Consider the following 15,438-nt stretch of genomic DNA (forward strand, 5'->3'; position numbering starts at 1 on the left):
GCGGCTCAGGCCGACGACGCCGCGGCGTCGTCGTCGCGCAGGGTCTCGCGCGCGATCCGGAACGCGCGGTTGGCGGCCGGCAGCCCGGCGTAGAGCGCGGTGTGCAGCAGCAGCTCGCTCAGCTCCTGCTCGCTGACGCCGTGGCGGCGGGCGGCGCGGACGTGCATCGGCAGCTCGTGCTCGGCCCCGAGGGCGACCAGCGCCGCGATCGTGGCGATGCTGCGGGTGCGCCGGTCGAGGCCGGGGCGCGACCAGACGTCGCCCCACGCGAAGCGGGTGATGAACTCCTGGAACGGCTGGTCGAACGCGTCGGCGGCGGCCAGCGCGCGGTCGACGTGCTCGTCGCCGAGGACCTCGCGGCGGGTGCGCAGGCCCTGCTCGTCGTACGGGGTCGGGTCGCTCAACGGTCGCCTCCGGTCGGGTCGGTCAGGAAGCCGGCCAGCAGCGGGCCGACCAGGTCGGGGCGCTCGAACGGCGCCAGGTGCGCGGTGCCGGGAACGACCTCGAGCCGGGCCCCCGGGATCGCGGCGGCGAGCGGCTCGGCGTGGCTGGCGGGCGGCGTGGCGACGTCCTCGGCCCCGGCGACGATCAGCGTCGGCGCGGACAGGCGGCCGAGCGCGGGCCGCAGGTCGAGGTCGGCGAGGGCGGCGGCGCAGCCGGCGTAGCCGGCCGCGGGGGTGGCGCGCAGGGTGGCCAGCAGCGTCGCGGCCCGCTCCGGCTCGGTACTCCGGAAGGCCGCCGTCACCCAGCGGTCGAGCGCGCCCTCGGTCAGCGGATCGATGCCCTGCTCGCTGACGATCGCCGCCCGCTCGTGCCAGACGGTCGGGCCGTAGATCCGGGCACCGGTGCAGCAGGCGGCGACGCGGTCGATCCGGCCGGGCGCGCGCAGCGCCAGGTCGAGCGCGACCGCCCCGCCGAGCGAGACCCCCGCCACGCTGGCGCGGGCGACGGCGAGCGCGTCGAGCAGCGCCAGCACGTCGCCGGCGAGGTCGCCGAAGGCGTAGGGGCCGGGCGGGACGGGCGACCGGCCGTGGCCGCGCAGGTCGACGGCGACCACCCGCAGGCCGGCCGCCGTCAGCGGGGCCAGGCAGCCGTCCCACAGCCGGCGGTCGCTCCCGATCGCGTGCAGCAGCACCACGGCCGGGCCGTCGGTCGGGCCGTCGACGGCGTGGGCCAGCGGCACGGGACGGCCCGGCCGCGGACCGGGCCGGCGCTCGTGGGCGGCGAGCGCGCGGTCCACGAAGACCGGCGCCGCGCCGAGGTGACGGGCGGGGTCGAGCGCCTCGCGGAGGTCGGCCTCGGCCTGGTCGCCGAGCGCGTCGCGGACGGCCGGCTCGGCGGCCAGCACGGCGGCGAGCGGGCGGTCCTCGGCGGCGGCGCGACGGCTGGCGTCGGCGACCAGGTCGTGGGCCGGGACCCGGCCGAGCGCGGGCGCGAGGGCGGAGGCCGCGGCCTCGGCGAGCACCAGTCCGTGGGTGACGGCCAGCGCGGCGGCGACGGCCTCGCGGTCGACGCGCAGCCGGTCGAGCGCCTCGCGCAGCCAGGCGACGGCGACGCCGGTCAGGCGCAGCAGGTCGGACCACGCCTCCCACTCGGCCTGCCAGTGGCCAGCGGCGCGCTCCTGCGGCTGGTCGGCGGCGGCGAGCAGCGTGGCGACCAGGCCGGGCACCCGGACGGCGGCGGCGCGGGCGCTGACCGCGGCCACCGGGTTGCGCTTGTGCGGCATCGTCGACGAGCCGCCGCGGCCGGGACCGCCCTGCTCGTGGACCTCGGCGACCTCGGTCTGGGCCAGCAGCACGACATCGCCGGCGATCTTGCCCGTGATCGCCGCGACCGTGGCGAGCGCGCCGGCCAGCCGCAGCGGCCGCACGCGGACGGTGTGCCAGGGCAGCGTCGGGGCGGCCAGGCCGAGCCGGCGGGCGAAGGCGTCGGCCACCTCCGGCCCGGCGTCGCCGAGCGGGGCGAGCGTGCCGACGGCGCCGCCGAGCTGCGCGGCCAGCGCGTCGCGGCGGGCGGCGGCGAGCTCGGCGGCGGCCTCGTCGAGCCCGTTCAGCCAGGTCGCGCAGCGGAGCCCGAAGCTCGTCGGCGTCGCCTGCTGCAGCAGCGTGCGGCCGATCGCCGCGGTCGTGCGGTGCTCGCGGGCCAGCGCCGCGCAGCGCCCGGCGGCGGCCTCCAGGTCGATCAGGATCTCGGCGGTCGCGCGGCGGGCGACGAGCATCGCCGCGCTGTCGAGCACGTCCTGGCTGGTGGCGCCGCGGTGGACGCCGGCCGCCGCCGCGCGGGCCACCGGCGCCTCGCCGTCGACCGCCGCGGTCAGGGCGCGGACGAGCGCGGGGACGGGGTTGCCCGCGCCGGCGGCGGCCGCGGCGCCGAGCGCGTCTGGGTCGAAGCGGGCGGCGTCGGCGGCGGCCACGATCCGGTCGCCGGCGTCGCGCTCCAGCAGGCCGCGGTCGGCGAGCGCCAGGGCGAGGGCGGCCTCGGCGTCGAGCATCGCCTGCAGCCACCCGTGATCGGTGACCGCGTCGGCCGCGGCGGCCCGGGCCAGCACCCCGCCGAAGAGCCCGCGGTCAGCCACGGACGGGGACGGTCGCATCGGGGGCACGGCGTCGCAGGACCCGACGGTACCGCCGTCGCTCTTCCCGCGGGCGTTCGCTGTTCGAACGGGCGTTAGCTATGCGAACAACGCTACCAGCGGCCGCCGGTCAGGGGTGATCCTCGCCCCAACCGTTCGCGTGGCGGATCGCCCCCGCACGCCGGGGGTCGACCGCCACGCGAGCGGCGCTCCGCGCGCTACTTGTCGCGGATGTCGAAGTAGCCGTCGCCGCCGAGGACCATCCCCTCGCCGGCCGCCTGCAGCGTCCCGTCGTCGTTCAGGTACAGGCCGACCGTCTCGATCCGCTCCTTGCCGTCCTCGAAGGCCAGCCGCAGCGTGTGGTCGGCGCGGACCTCGTAGGTGCCCTTGCTGTCCGGCGGCACCGACGCCCAGTCGACCACCGGGCCGGTGCCGGAGGCGACCGCGTCGCGGACGAAGCGGCCGTCGGGCAGGAAGGTCAGGTTCTCCGTGTAGTAGCTGCAGTAGAGCGGGCAGATGCCGCTGGAGTTCGAGTAGGTGACCTTCGTGTCCCAGCGCGCGCCGGCCGCCGGGTAGCCGAACTCCAGGTAGTTGTCGCCGTCCAGCTCCAGCTTGCGACCGGTCAGCGTGGCCGGCTTGCCGTCGATCGTCAGCTGCTTCTTGGCCGCGTCGTAGCTGTAGGGCTTGCAGGTCTCGCTGACCGCGGTGCAGGTCGGCCAGGCGCTCTCGGTGTCGGCGACGAAGACCAGGTTCGGGCCGGTGAAGTAGAGCGTGTTCTGCTGGATCCCGGAGACGGTGTAGCGGGAACCCCAGAAGTAGCGGCCCTCGAGCGAGTTGGGGTCCGCCGGCGGGGCGGTGGTGCCGGGACCGAAGGCGAGCTTGCCGCGGGCGATCGTCTTGCCCTTGCGGGTGACCTTCAGCCCGAGCGTGCCCTTCTTCGGGCCCTTGCTCGTGCGCCGCAGGCTGACGCCGACGCGGACGCCGCGGCCGGCCTTCAGCGTGCTCAGCTTGCGGCTGCTGCGGCCCTTGCGGGCGCCGGCGAGGCGGATCGTCACGCCCTTCTTGCCGGACACGGTCAGGGTCAGGCCGCTGAGCCGGGCCTTGCCGGTGTTCTGGACGGTGATCTTGGTCGAGGTCGCCTTGGTCGACAGCGGCTTGCTGATCGGCGCGGCGGAGACCTGGGCTGAGGGTGAGGCCGCGGTCGCGGCGGCGGGGGCGACCGCGGCGGCCAGCACGGCGAGGCCGGCGACGGCGGTCGGGACGGATCGGGACATGGGAGCGGGGGGGGTCGGGGGGACGCTGACCGCAACATAACGCGCCCGCTGTGACGTTTCAGCCGTTCGGCGACCGGAACGCCGCCCTCACATAATGGACATCTGTACATGTACACTTGTACATCATGGTTCCCGAGACGCCCCAGCGCCGTCGCGATCCCGAGCGGCGGCGGCAGCAGATCGTCGACGCCGCCGCCGACCTGCTGCTCGACCCCGAGCGGCCGCGGCTGACCCATCGCGCCGTCGCCCAGCGGGCCGCGGTACCGCTCGGCTCGACCACCCAGTACTTCGCCACGCTCGACGACCTGCGGGCCGCCGCGCTGCAGCAGGTCGCGGCCCGGCTGGAGCGGGAGCTGGACGAGCTCGAGCGGGCGCTCCGGGGTCAGTCGTCGCCGGCCGCGATCGCCGCGGTCCTGCACGACTACCTGAGCGACGGCGCCCGGGTCCGGGCCGACCAGGCGCTCTACCTGGCCGCCGCCGACGACCCCGAGCTGCGGCCGCTCGCGCTCGGCTGGTTCGACGGCCTGATCGAGCGCGCCCGCCGCTACGTCAGCCCGGCCGCGGCGCTCGCCGTGGCGGTCTTCGTCGACGGCGCCGCGGTCCACGCCAGCCTCCACGACGAGCCGCTCGACCTGGCCTTCCTGACCACCTCGCTGGCCGCGCTGACGGCGATCGAGGCGCGGCCATGAGGCGACCGACCGATCCGGTGGCGCTCTCGCGCGGGCGGCGGTGGGCGGCGCTCGCCGTGCTCTCCGCCAGCCTGCTCGTCGTCACGATGGACCTGACGATCCTCAACGTCGCGCTGCCCGAGCTAGCGGCCGACATCGAGCCCTCGGCGACCGAGCAGCTGTGGATCGTCGACGTCTACTCGCTGGTGCTGGCCGGGCTGCTGATCTCGATGAGCGCCTTCGCCGACCGCCGCGGCCGCAAGCTGGTGCTGCTGGCCGGCTTCGCGGTCTTCGGCGGCGCCTCGGCGCTGGTCGTCGTCGCCGACTCGCCGCTGGCGGTGATCGCCGTCCGCGCGCTGCTCGGGATCGGCGGCGCGATGATCATGCCGACCACGCTCTCGATGGTCCGCAGCATCTTCCTCGACCCGGCCGAGCGGGCGACGGCGCTCGGGGTCTGGTCGGCGGTCTCGGCGGTCGGCGCGGCGGTCGGTCCGATCGTCGGCGGCTTCCTGCTGGAGCACTTCAGCTGGCAGGCGGCGTTCCTCGTCAACGTGCCGCTGATGGTGCTCGGGATCGCCGCCGGCGTGGTGCTGCTGCCCGAGGTCCGCGTGCCGCGCCCGGGCCGCTGGGACGCGGTCGCGACCGCGCTCTCGATCGCCGGGATGGTGGCGCTGATCTGGTCGATCAAGCACTTCGCCAAGCAGCAGGACCTGCTCGACCCGCTGGCGCTCGCCGCGCTCGCCGCCGCGCTGGTGCTGCTGGTCGCGTTCGTCCGCCGCTGCCTGCGCCGCGACGACCCGCTGCTCGACGTGCGGCTGTTCGCGTCGCGACCCTTCACCGCCGGCGTCGTCGCCGCCCTCGGCACGATGTTCGGGCTCGCCGCCGTGCTCTTCCTGCTCGCCCAGTGGCTGCAGCTGGTCGAGCACCACGGCCCGCTGGCCGCCGGCGTGCGGCTGCTGCCGCTGGCCGGCGCCGGGCTGCTGTCGTCGATCGTCGCGCCGCCGCTGGCCGCCCGGATCGGCCCGCGGCTGGTGCTGGCCGCGGGGCTGGCCGTGGCCGGCGCCGGGCTGCTGGTGCTCGGCCTCGCCGGCCGCGACCTCGCCTACGGCACGGTCGCCGTCGCGCTGGCGCTGGTCGGCGGCGGCGTCGGCTCGCTGGCGATGGCCTCGGCGATCATCATGCTCGGGACGCCGAACGAGCGGGCCGGCAGCGCGGCGGCGATCGAGGAGAGCGCCTACGACGTCGGCAACGTGCTCGGCGTGGCGATCCTCGGCAGCGTCGCCGCGCTGCTCTACCGCGACGGCCTCGACCTGGGCCCGGCCCTCAGCGGCGCGCTCGGGCCCGAGGCGAGCGCCCACGCCGAGGGCTCGCTGGCCGCCGCGACGGCGATCGCCGACGAGGCCCGGCTGCCGGCGCTGGCCAGCCACGCCGGCGACGCGTTCGTCTCCGCCCTCGCCGACACCAGCCTGATCGGCGGCGTCGCGATGCTGGCGGTGGCGGCGCTGGTCTTCGTGCTGGTGCCGCGGGGGATGACGCTCACGGGCTCGGCGCACCACTAGCGGGGAGCGGTGCCGCCCGTCCGCGGATCTGGCGCGCGATCCGGTCGGCCGCCCGGTGGACGTGGCGGACCAGCCGGTCGCGGGTCGCCGGGCCGACCTGCTCGCTGCGGAAGGTCAGGGTGACCGCCGCCGCCGGCCGGTCGGTGTGGTCGAGCACGGCACAGGCGATCGAGGCGAAGCCGGCCGTCACCGAGCCGTCCTCCCACGCGTAGCCCTGCGCGCGGACACCCGCCAGCGCGGCCCGCAGCTCGGCGCGGGTCGCCGGTCCCCGCTCCAGCCGCCGCGGCAGCGGCCGTCGCGAGGGGTAGAGCGCCCGTAGCTGCTCGGGCGCCAGCGCGGCCAGCATCGCCAGGCCGCTGGCCGTCAGGTGCGCCGGCAGCCGCACGCCGACGTCGGTCACCAGGCTCGGACGGCCGGCCGCGCGCTCCTCGATCAGGTACAGGACGTCGGTCCCGTCGAGGACCGCGAAGTGGCCGTTGTGGGTGCTGTCGTCGACCAGCCGCGCGAGCGTCGCGTGGGCGATCCGGCGCAGCGGCTGCTGGCGCGAGTAGGCGAAGCCGAGCTCGAACGCGGCCACCCCCAGGCCGTAGCGGTTGTCCTCCGGCAGGTGGACGACGAAGCCCTCCTCCTGGAGCACCGTCAGCAGGTGGTAGACGCTCGACCGCGGCAGCTCCAGCTCGCGCGCGATCGCCGCCGCGGGGATCGGCGCCGACTGCCGCGCGAGCAGGCTCAGGACCCCGAGGGCGCGGCGGGCGGCGGGAACGTTGGCCATCGCCGGCACTGTCTCAGATCCCAGACGCAACCGCGGGCGATCGCGTGACGGAGGGCGGGGCACGGGCTTCAATCGCGCCATGAGCACGACGGACGGGGTAGATGCGACGCTCGACGTCCGGGTCGACGCCGCGGACCCGCGCCGTGCTCGGTCCGGCGGCGCGCCGGACCCGGTCGTCATCGGCGTCGGCCCCCTGCGGCCGCAGCAGGTCGTGGCGGTCGCGCGCCACGACGCGCCGGTGGTCGTCGACGAGGCGGCGCTCTCCGCGATCGCCGACAGCCGTGCCGTGGTCGACGCCCTCGCCGAGGACGTCACGCCGCACTACGGCGTCTCGACCGGGTTCGGCGCGCTCGCCACGCGCCACATCGCGCCCGACCAGCGGCGGCAGCTGCAGCGGAGCCTGATCCGCAGCCACGCCGCCGGCTCCGGCCCCGAGGTCGAGCGCGAGGTCGTGCGGGCGCTGATGCTGCTGCGGCTCTCGACCCTCTGCACCGGCCGCACCGGCGTCCGCCCGGTCGTCGCCGAGACCTACGCGGGGATGCTCAACGCCGGGATCACCCCGGTCGTCCACGAGCACGGGTCGCTCGGCTGCTCGGGCGACCTGGCGCCGCTGGCCCACTGCGCGCTGGCGCTGATCGGCGAGGGCCCGGTCGACGACGCCGACGGCCGTCGCCGCGACGCCGCCGACGCCCTCCGCGCGGCCGGCCTGGCGCCGGTCACGCTGGAGGAGAAGGAGGGCCTGGCGCTGATCAACGGCACCGACGGGATGCTCGGGATGCTGCTGCTGGCGCTGGACGACCTGCGCGAGCTGCTGACCGTCGCCGACGTCACCGCCGCGATGAGCGTCGAGGGGCTGCTCGGCACCGACCGGGTCTTCGCCGCCGACCTCCAGGCGCTGCGGCCGCAGCCGGGCCAGGCGGTCTCCGCCGCGACGATCCGCCGGGTCCTGGCCGACAGCCCGATCGTGGCCAGCCACCGCGGGCCCGAGGACCACCGGGTCCAGGACGCCTACTCGCTGCGCTGCGCGCCCCAGGTCCACGGCGGTGCCCGCGACACCGTCGCCCACGCCGCCGCGGTCGCGGCCAACGAGCTGGCCGCCGCGGTCGACAACCCGGTCGTGACGCCCGACGGCCGGGTCGAGTCGAACGGCAACTTCCACGGCGCGCCGGTCGCCTACGTGCTCGACTTCCTGGCGATCGTCGTCGCCGACGTGGCCAGCATCGCCGAGCGCCGCACCGACCGCTTCCTCGACGCGTCCCGCAGCCACGGCCTGCCGCCGTTCCTGGCCGACGATCCCGGCGTCGACTCCGGCCACATGATCGCCCAGTACACCCAGGCGGCGATCGTCTCGGAGCTGAAGCGGCTGGCCGCGCCGGCGAGCGTCGACTCGATCCCCAGCTCGGCGATGCAGGAGGACCACGTCTCGATGGGCTGGTCCGGCGCCCGCAAGCTGCGGCGGGCCGTCGACGGCCTGACCCGGGTGCTGGCGATCGAGCTGCTGACCGCCGCGCGCGGGATCGAGCTGCGGGCCCCGCTGGCCCCGGCGCCGGCCACCGGCGCGGTGATCGCCGCGCTCCGCGAGCACGCCGCCGGTCCCGGCCCCGACCGCTTCCTGGCGCCCGAGATCGAGGCCGCCGTCGCGCTGGTCCGCGCCGGCGCCGTCCGCCGCGCCGTCGAATCGACCGCCGGCCCCCTGCCCGACCGTCCCACCGAGGAGCCCGCCGCATGACTGCCCCCGCCGTCGCCCGTCCCGTCCGCGCCGCCCGCGGGACCACGCTCAGCTGCCGCGGCTGGCAGCAGGAGGCCGCGCTGCGGATGCTCCAGAACAACCTCGACCCGCAGGTCGCCGAGCACCCCGACGAGCTGGTCGTCTACGGCGGCACCGGCAAGGCCGCGCGCAGCTGGGCCGCCTACGACGCGATCGTCCGCACGCTCCGCGACCTCCGCGACGACGAGACGCTGCTGGTCCAGTCCGGCAAGCCGGTTGGCGTGCTGACCACCCACGAGTGGGCGCCGCGGGTGCTGCTGGCCAACAGCAACCTGGTCGGCGACTGGGCGAGCTGGGAGGAGTTCCGGCGGCTCGACGACCTCGGGCTGACGATGTACGGCCAGATGACGGCCGGCTCGTGGATCTACATCGGCAGCCAGGGGATCCTCCAGGGCACCTACGAGACCTTCGCCGCGGTCGGCGCCAAGCGCTTCGGCGGTTCGCTGGCCGGCACGATCACGCTGACCGCCGGCCTCGGCGGGATGGGCGGCGCGCAGCCGCTGGCGGTGACGATGGCCGGCGGGGTGGCGATCTGCCTCGAGGTCGACCGCTCGCGGATCCTGCGCCGGATCGAGCACGGCTACCTCGACGTCGAGGCCGACTCGCTCGACGACGCCGTCGCCCGCGCGGTCGCCGCCCGCGACGCCGGCACGCCGCTCTCGATCGGGGTCGTCGCCAACGCCGCCGACGCGGTCCCGGCGCTGCTGACGATGGGCGCGCCGATCGACGTCGTCACCGACCAGACCTCGGCCCACGACCCGCTGGCCTACCTGCCGGCCGACGTCGCCTTCGCGGACTGGAAGCGGCTGGCCCAGGCCGACCCCGAGGACTTCACCCGCCGCGCCCGCGCGTCGATGGCCCGCCACGTCGAGGCGATGGTCGGCTTCCAGCGGGCCGGGGCCGAGGTCTTCGACTACGGCAACTCGCTGCGGGCCGAGGCCCGGCTGGGCGGCTACGCGGACGCCTTCGCCTACCCCGGCTTCGTCCCGGCCTACATCCGGCCCCAGTTCTGCGAGGGTCGCGGGCCGTTCCGCTGGGCCGCGCTCTCGGGCGACCCGGCCGACATCGCCGCCACCGACCGCGCGGTGCTCGACCTCTTCCCCGAGCACGAGTCGCTCCAGCGGTGGCTGACGATGGCGGCGGAGAAGGTCCACTTCGAGGGCCTGCCGGCGCGGATCTGCTGGCTCGGCCACGGCGAGCGCGACCGCGCCGGCGTCCGCTTCAACGAGCTGGTCGAGAGCGGCGCCGTCCAGGCCCCGATCGTGATCGGCCGCGACCACCTGGACTGCGGCTCGGTCGCGTCGCCCTACCGCGAGACCGAGGGGATGCTCGACGGCTCCGACGCGATCGCCGACTGGCCGCTGCTGAACGCGATGGTCAACGTCGCCTCCGGCGCCTCGTGGGTCTCGATCCACCACGGCGGCGGGGTCGGGATCGGCCGTTCGATCCACGCCGGCCAGGTGACGGTCGCCGACGGCACCCCGCTGGCGGCCGAGAAGCTGGCGCGGGTGCTCGGCAACGATCCGGCGACCGGCGTCATCCGCCACGTCGACGCCGGCTACGACGAGGCCGCGGCGGTCGCCGACGACCACGGGATCCGGGTGCCGATGAACGAGGGCGAGCCCGCGTGACGGTCCTGATCGACCGGATCGGGACCCTCGTCACCAACGACCCGTCGCTGGAGCGGGGGCCGCTGGGCCTGATCGAGGACGCCGCGCTGGTGCTCGGCGACGGCGTCGTGCAGTGGGCCGGCCCCCGCGCCGAGCTGCCGCAGGCGGCGGCCGACGAGCGCTTCGACGCCGCCGGCCGGGCCGTGATCCCCGGCTTCGTCGACAGCCACGGCCACCTGGTCTTCGCCGGCGAGCGGGCCGACGAGTTCGCCGCCCGGATGTCGGGCCGGCCCTACGCGGCGGGCGGGATCCGGACGACGGTCGCCGCCACCCGCGCGGCCAGCGACGAGCAGCTGGGCCGCACGATCGACCGCCTGACCGCCGAGGCGATGCGCTCCGGCACGACCACGGTCGAGTGCAAGTCCGGCTACGGGCTGACGGTCGAGGACGAGCGCCGGAGCCTGGAGGTCGCCGCCGCCCGCACCGACGAGCTGACCTTCCTCGGCGGCCACGTCGTCGCGCCCGAGTACGCCGACCGGCCGGCGGCCTACGTCGAGCTGGTCTGCGGCGACATGCTCCACGCCTGCGCCGATCGGGCGCGTTGGATCGACGTCTTCTGCGACCGCGGGGCCTTCGACGGCGACCAGACGCGCGAGATCCTGCGCGCCGGCGTCGCGGCCGGGCTGACGCCGCGGCTGCACGCCAACCAGCTGCAGCACGGTCCCGGGGTCCAGATCGCGGTCGAGTTCGACGCTGCCTCGGCCGATCACGTCACCCACGTGACCGACGCCGACGTCGACGCGCTGGCCAACAGCCGCACGGTCGCGACGCTGCTGCCGGCGGCGGAGTTCTCCACCCGCGCCGTCTACCCCGACGCCCGCCGGCTGCTCGACGCCGGGGTCACCGTCGCGCTGGCCGCCGACTGCAACCCGGGGTCGAGCTACACCACGAGCATGCCGTTCTGCATCGCCGTCGCGGTCCGCGAGATGCGGATGACGCCCGACGAGGCGCTGTGGTCGGCGACCGCCGGCGGCGCCCGCGCGCTGCGCCGCGACGACGTCGGCCAGCTGGGGGTCGGGGCCCGCGCCGACGCGGTGCTGCTCGACGCCCCGTCGCACGTCCACCTGGCGTACCGCCCCGGGGTGCCGCTGGTGGCGGCGGTCTGGCGGGCGGGCGCGAAGGCCTGGGAGGCCGCCCGATGACCGAGTCCGTGACCGACCTGACCGCGGTGACCGCCGCCGACCTGACCGAGCGGCTGGCCGGCCTCGACCCGATCGGCGTCGGTCCCGCTGGCGTCACGCGGCTGCCGTGGTCGCCCGAGGACGAGGCGACCGGCCGCTGGTTCGCGGACCAGGCGGCGGCGATCGGCCTGCGGGTCGAGCGCGACGCCGCCGGCAACCGCTGGGCGCTGCCCGCGGGCGAGGGTCCCTGGTGGACGGTCGGCTCGCACCTCGACAGCGTCCGCGACGGTGGCCGCTTCGACGGGCCGCTCGGGGTCGCGGTGGCGTTCGCCGTCGCCGCCCGCTGCCGCCGTCCGCTGGCGGTCGTCTCGTTCGCCGACGAGGAGGGCGCCCGCTTCAACACCCCGACCTTCGGCAGCCGCGCGCTGGCCGGGCTGCTCGACGTCGACGACGCGCTGGTGCGGACCGACGACACGGGCACGACGATGGCGGCGGCGATGGCCGCGGCCGGCGTCGACCCGGAGGGCCTGCGCGAGACCGGCGCCGCGCTCGACCGGATCGCCGGCTTCGTCGAGCTGCACATCGACCAGTCGCGCGACGTCGACGCCGCGGGGGTGCCGTTCGCCGTCGCCAGCGGGCTGGCGGCGCGGCGGCGGCTGGCGATCGAGCTGCGGGGAACGGCCGACCACGCCGGCACGACCCCGATGGACGAGCGTCGCGACGCGCTCGCCGTCGCGGCCCGGATCGTGGTCGCCGCGCTGGAGCTGGCCGACGAGCGGATGCGGGTCACCACCGGCCGGCTGGTGGTCGAGCCGAACGCGCGGACCACGATCGCCTCGCGGGTCGACGCCTGGCTCGACCTGCGGGCGCCGGCGCCGGAGCTGCTCGACGACTTCGAGCGCCGCTGGCGGGCCGCGGCCGTGGAGCTGGCGACCGCCGGCCGGGTCGACCTGGCGATCCGGCGCGAGTCGCGCTCGGGCGGGGCGGTCTTCGACCCCGAGCTGCGGGCGCGGCTGCGGGGCGACGACGGGATCGAGACGCTCTGCTTCGCTGGCCACGACGCCGGCAACGTGGCGATCCACCGGCCGGCCGCGATGGTGCTCGTCCGCAACCCGACCGGGATCAGTCACAGCCCGGACGAGGAGGTGGCGCTGGAGGACGCCGCCGCCGGGGCGACCCGGATCCTGCGGGTGCTCGACGAGCTGGCGTGACCGTCGCCCGGCGGCGAACGGTCACTGCGCGGGGTGCATCAACGATCGCCGCTCGGTGACGTCAACCGTTGCGCGGCGGACCACTGGTACCGTGCCCGGGGATTCGTTGTCGAGCTGAGGGAAACGGAGCGCGCTGTGGCGGTCATCGATGAGGCACTGAAGACGTGGAAGGCCCGGCTGGCGGAGCTGGAGAAGCAGATCGCGCCGCTGGTGACCGAGGCGGACGAGCTGCGCGAGGCGATCGCCAAGCTCGACGGCCTCGGTGCGAGCGCCAAGCGCGGCCGCCGCGCCGCCGCGGGCAAGCGCCCTGTCGGCCGTCCGCGCAAGGCCGCCGCCAGCAAGCCGGCGCCGCGGGGCGAGAACCGCCGCAAGATCCTGGCCGCGATCGCCAGCGAGGCGAAGACCGCCGGTGACGTCGCCAAGGAGACGGGCATCAAGCGGGCGTCGGTCGCGAGCACGCTGACGAAGCTCGCCTCCGACGGGCTGGCCACCAAGGCCGATCGCGGCTACGTCGCCGCGACGCCGAAGAAGGACTGACGGTCCCGCTTCGCCGAGCGGCGGGCCGCTGCCCGCCGTTCGGTGACGGTGACCGTCGACGGCCGCGCGGCGCCCGATCGGCGTCAACGAGCGGCCGCCGACGCGGGCCAGGTACGTTCCACCGGTGCACGACGCGCTGCTCCGGATCGCCGCCGTCCTCGCCGAGCCCGGCGCCCCCGGCGCGGCGGCGGAGCTGGACGTCGTGCGGTCGGGCTGGAAGCGCCTCGACGGCGAGGAGCGGGCGGCGATCACCCCGCTGGCGCAGCTGGCGGCGGCCCGCGTCGCGGCGGCCCAGGCGGCGGCCCGGCCGTCGCTCTTCGACCTGGCGCCGGAGGCCCCGGCCGCGCCGGCCCCCGACCCGGACTCCGCGTCCGCGGACGACGGCGACTACCTGGACTACCTGGCGTCGATCGCCGAGGAGCCGTCGGCCGCGGCCTTCGACGACGGTCCCGGCTTCGACCCGCCGGCCTCCGGCTCCGGCCCCGACCCGGTCGCCGCTCCCGCTCCCACCCCGCGCCCCGCGCCGGATCGCCAGCCGCTGGCCGGGGTCACGCCCGAGTCGCTGCTGCCGCTGCTGGGCCTGGAGACCTTCCGTCCCGGCCAGCGCGAGGCGGTCCAGGCCGCGCTCGACGCCCGCGACTCGCTGGTGGTGATGCCGACCGGCGGCGGCAAGAGCCTCTGCTACCAGCTGCCGGCGCTGGCCGGCGACGACCTGACGGTGGTCGTCTCGCCGCTGATCGCGTTGATGCGCGACCAGTGCGCGCGGCTGACCGACCTCGGCCACCCGGCGGTGATGCTGGCCTCGGGCGGCGACGGGACCGACAACCGGCGGGCGCTCGACCAGATCCGCGACGGCACGGCGAAGGTCTGCTTCGCGGCCCCGGAGCGGTTCGCGTCGGGGGCCTTCCGCAACGCGCTGCGGGCGCGGGCGATCGCGCTCTTCGTGGTCGACGAGGCCCACTGCGTCAGCGAGTGGGGCCACGACTTCCGGCCCGACTACCTGCGGCTGGCCTCGGTCGTCGCCGAGCTGGGGCATCCGCCGGTGATGGCCTGCACCGCGACCGCGACGCCGAAGGTCGCCGACGAGATCGTCGCCCGCCTGGGCCTGCGCGAGCCGGCGCGGGTGCGGTCCGGCTTCGACCGGCCGAACCTCTCCTTCGACGTGCTGCCGTTCGACGGCCAGGGCTCGGTCGCGCGCAAGCGGGCGACGCTGGTGGCCGGCGTCTCCGATCCGGCCAACCGGCCGGCGGTGGTCTACTGCGGCACCCGCAAGAGCACCGAGGAGGTCACCGAGCTGCTGACCGCGGCCGGGGTGACGGCGGTCGGGTACCACGCGGGGATGTCGGCCGACGTCCGCACCAGCCGCCAGGACGCCTTCATGCGCGGCGACGCCGACGTGGTGGTCGCCACCAACGCCTTCGGGATGGGGGTCGACAAGGCCGACGTCCGCTCGGTCTGGCACTGGGCGCTGCCCTCCTCGCTGGAGGCCTACTACCAGGAGGCCGGCCGCGCCGGCCGCGACGGCGAGCTGGCCCGGGCGGTGCTGCTCGCCTCGCGCGCCGACCTCGGGCGGCTGGTGCGGTTCATCCAGGAGGCCGAGGTCACCGTCGAGCAGGTCGGGGCGCTGGTCGGGCGGCTGCGGGCCCAGGCCGGACCGGACGGCGAGGTCGACGCCGACGCCGGCCAGGACCGCGACCGGATCGCGCTCGCCGTCGCCGAGCGGGCCGGGGCGATCGCGCTCGAGCCGGGCGCCGGCGGCCGGCTGCGGGTGCGGGTGCTGCCGGGCCAGGTCGACCACGGCCGGATCCGCCAGATGTGCCGCGCGGCCACCGACCGCCGCTGGCAGGCCTACCGCTCGATCGAGAAGTACGCCTCGGCCGAGAACCAGGTCTGCCGCCGCCGCCAGCTGCTCGACCACTTCGGCGATCCCGAGCCCGGCGCCCCGCTCGGCCGCTGCTGCGACGTCCACGACCCGGTCGACTGGCTGCCCCCGATCCAGGTCAAGTCGGCCCGCTCGCGCAGCGCCCCCGTCGAGGAGGAGGGCCGCCCGGTCGGCGACGACGAGCTGGCGCCGCTGAAGGCCTGGCGCCGCGAGCGGGCCGACGGCAAGCCGGCCTACACCGTCGCCACCGACGCCACCCTGCGCGAGATCGTCCGCCGCGAGCCGACGACGCTCGAGGGCCTGCTGGCGATCAAGGGCATCGGCCCCTCGTTCATCGAGAAGCACGGCGCGGCGCTGCTGGCGCTGCTGCGCGGGGGGTGAGGGGGCGCCGCGGGCGCCATGGC

Annotated in this window: 12 protein-coding genes; 8 read left to right on the plus strand and 4 right to left on the minus strand. The window is 76.5% G+C overall.

The genetic code is table 11. From position 1 onward, the window contains the following. Positions 1–5: 5 nt before the first annotated feature. From pcaC to SH587_RS04785, 3 genes are all read right to left on the minus strand, one after another. Positions 6–404, minus strand: a complete 399-nt coding sequence (gene pcaC, locus SH587_RS04775) for a 4-carboxymuconolactone decarboxylase (protein ID WP_320669432.1) — start codon at positions 402–404, stop codon at positions 6–8. Continuing rightward, positions 401–2,575, minus strand: a complete 2,175-nt coding sequence (locus tag SH587_RS04780) for an alpha/beta fold hydrolase (RefSeq protein WP_320669433.1) — start codon at positions 2,573–2,575, stop codon at positions 401–403. Before SH587_RS04780 ends, pcaC begins: the two co-directional genes overlap by 4 nt. 215 nt (positions 2,576–2,790) lie before the next feature. After that, positions 2,791–3,846: a hypothetical protein gene (locus SH587_RS04785; RefSeq protein WP_320669434.1), complete on the minus strand. Its 1,056-nt coding sequence runs from the start codon at positions 3,844–3,846 to the stop codon at positions 2,791–2,793. Between the two features lie 125 nt (positions 3,847–3,971). On the opposite strand from SH587_RS04785, the gene SH587_RS04790 reads away from it, so the two are divergent. After that, positions 3,972–4,535 carry a TetR/AcrR family transcriptional regulator gene (locus SH587_RS04790; protein WP_320669435.1) on the plus strand — a complete coding sequence of 188 codons (564 nt, stop codon included), beginning with the start codon at positions 3,972–3,974 and terminating at the stop codon, positions 4,533–4,535. Continuing rightward, on the plus strand, positions 4,532–6,073 hold the full coding sequence (locus SH587_RS04795; RefSeq protein ID WP_320669436.1) for an MFS transporter: 1,542 nt from the start codon (positions 4,532–4,534) through the stop codon (positions 6,071–6,073). Before SH587_RS04790 ends, SH587_RS04795 begins: the two co-directional genes overlap by 4 nt. Here SH587_RS04795 and SH587_RS04800 read toward each other — a convergent pair. Then, positions 6,051–6,845, minus strand: coding sequence for an IclR family transcriptional regulator (locus SH587_RS04800; RefSeq protein ID WP_320669437.1), 795 nt, complete (start codon positions 6,843–6,845; stop codon positions 6,051–6,053). The genes SH587_RS04795 and SH587_RS04800 overlap by 23 nt on opposite strands. A gap of 79 nt (positions 6,846–6,924) precedes the next feature. Here SH587_RS04800 and hutH point away from each other — a divergent pair, with 79 nt between their 5' ends. The 6 genes from hutH (at position 6,925) to SH587_RS04830 (ending at position 15,415) form a co-directional block, all read left to right on the plus strand. Then, a complete protein-coding gene (gene hutH, locus SH587_RS04805; protein ID WP_320669438.1) occupies positions 6,925–8,574 on the plus strand; it encodes a histidine ammonia-lyase in 1,650 nt (549 codons plus the stop codon). Then, on the plus strand, positions 8,571–10,244 hold the full coding sequence (gene hutU, locus SH587_RS04810; protein ID WP_320669439.1) for a urocanate hydratase: 1,674 nt from the start codon (positions 8,571–8,573) through the stop codon (positions 10,242–10,244). The genes hutH and hutU overlap by 4 nt, the downstream gene beginning before the upstream one ends. Next, positions 10,241–11,425: an imidazolonepropionase gene (gene hutI / locus SH587_RS04815; RefSeq protein WP_320669440.1), complete on the plus strand. Its 1,185-nt coding sequence runs from the start codon at positions 10,241–10,243 to the stop codon at positions 11,423–11,425. The genes hutU and hutI overlap by 4 nt, the downstream gene beginning before the upstream one ends. Further along, positions 11,422–12,615 carry a hydantoinase/carbamoylase family amidase gene (locus SH587_RS04820; protein ID WP_320669441.1) on the plus strand — a complete coding sequence of 398 codons (1,194 nt, stop codon included), beginning with the start codon at positions 11,422–11,424 and terminating at the stop codon, positions 12,613–12,615. Before hutI ends, SH587_RS04820 begins: the two co-directional genes overlap by 4 nt. A gap of 135 nt (positions 12,616–12,750) precedes the next feature. Further along, entirely contained in the window at positions 12,751–13,152 is a 402-nt protein-coding gene (locus tag SH587_RS04825; RefSeq protein ID WP_320669442.1) for a winged helix-turn-helix domain-containing protein, read from the plus strand. 124 nt (positions 13,153–13,276) lie between these two features. Further along, positions 13,277–15,415: a RecQ family ATP-dependent DNA helicase gene (locus SH587_RS04830; RefSeq protein ID WP_320669443.1), complete on the plus strand. Its 2,139-nt coding sequence runs from the start codon at positions 13,277–13,279 to the stop codon at positions 15,413–15,415. Positions 15,416–15,438 lie beyond the last annotated feature (23 nt).

The sequence above is a fragment of the Patulibacter defluvii genome, from assembly GCF_034096925.1.
Taxonomy (GTDB): Bacteria; Actinomycetota; Thermoleophilia; order Solirubrobacterales; family Solirubrobacteraceae; genus Patulibacter; species Patulibacter defluvii.

Bases quoted from the DNA above. Each gene is read 5' to 3' on its own strand.
- SH587_RS04785 (WP_320669434.1), bottom strand. From the start codon at position 3,846: ATGTCCCGATCCGTCCCGACCGCCGTCGCCGGCCTCGCCGTGCTGGCC.
- SH587_RS04790 (WP_320669435.1), top strand. From the start codon at position 3,972: ATGGTTCCCGAGACGCCCCAGCGCCGTCGCGATCCCGAGCGGCGGCGG.
- SH587_RS04795 (WP_320669436.1), top strand. From the start codon at position 4,532: ATGAGGCGACCGACCGATCCGGTGGCGCTCTCGCGCGGGCGGCGGTGG.
- SH587_RS04800 (WP_320669437.1), bottom strand. From the start codon at position 6,845: ATGGCCAACGTTCCCGCCGCCCGCCGCGCCCTCGGGGTCCTGAGCCTG.
- hutH (WP_320669438.1), top strand. From the start codon at position 6,925: ATGAGCACGACGGACGGGGTAGATGCGACGCTCGACGTCCGGGTCGAC.
- hutU (WP_320669439.1), top strand. From the start codon at position 8,571: ATGACTGCCCCCGCCGTCGCCCGTCCCGTCCGCGCCGCCCGCGGGACC.
- SH587_RS04820 (WP_320669441.1), top strand. From the start codon at position 11,422: ATGACCGAGTCCGTGACCGACCTGACCGCGGTGACCGCCGCCGACCTG.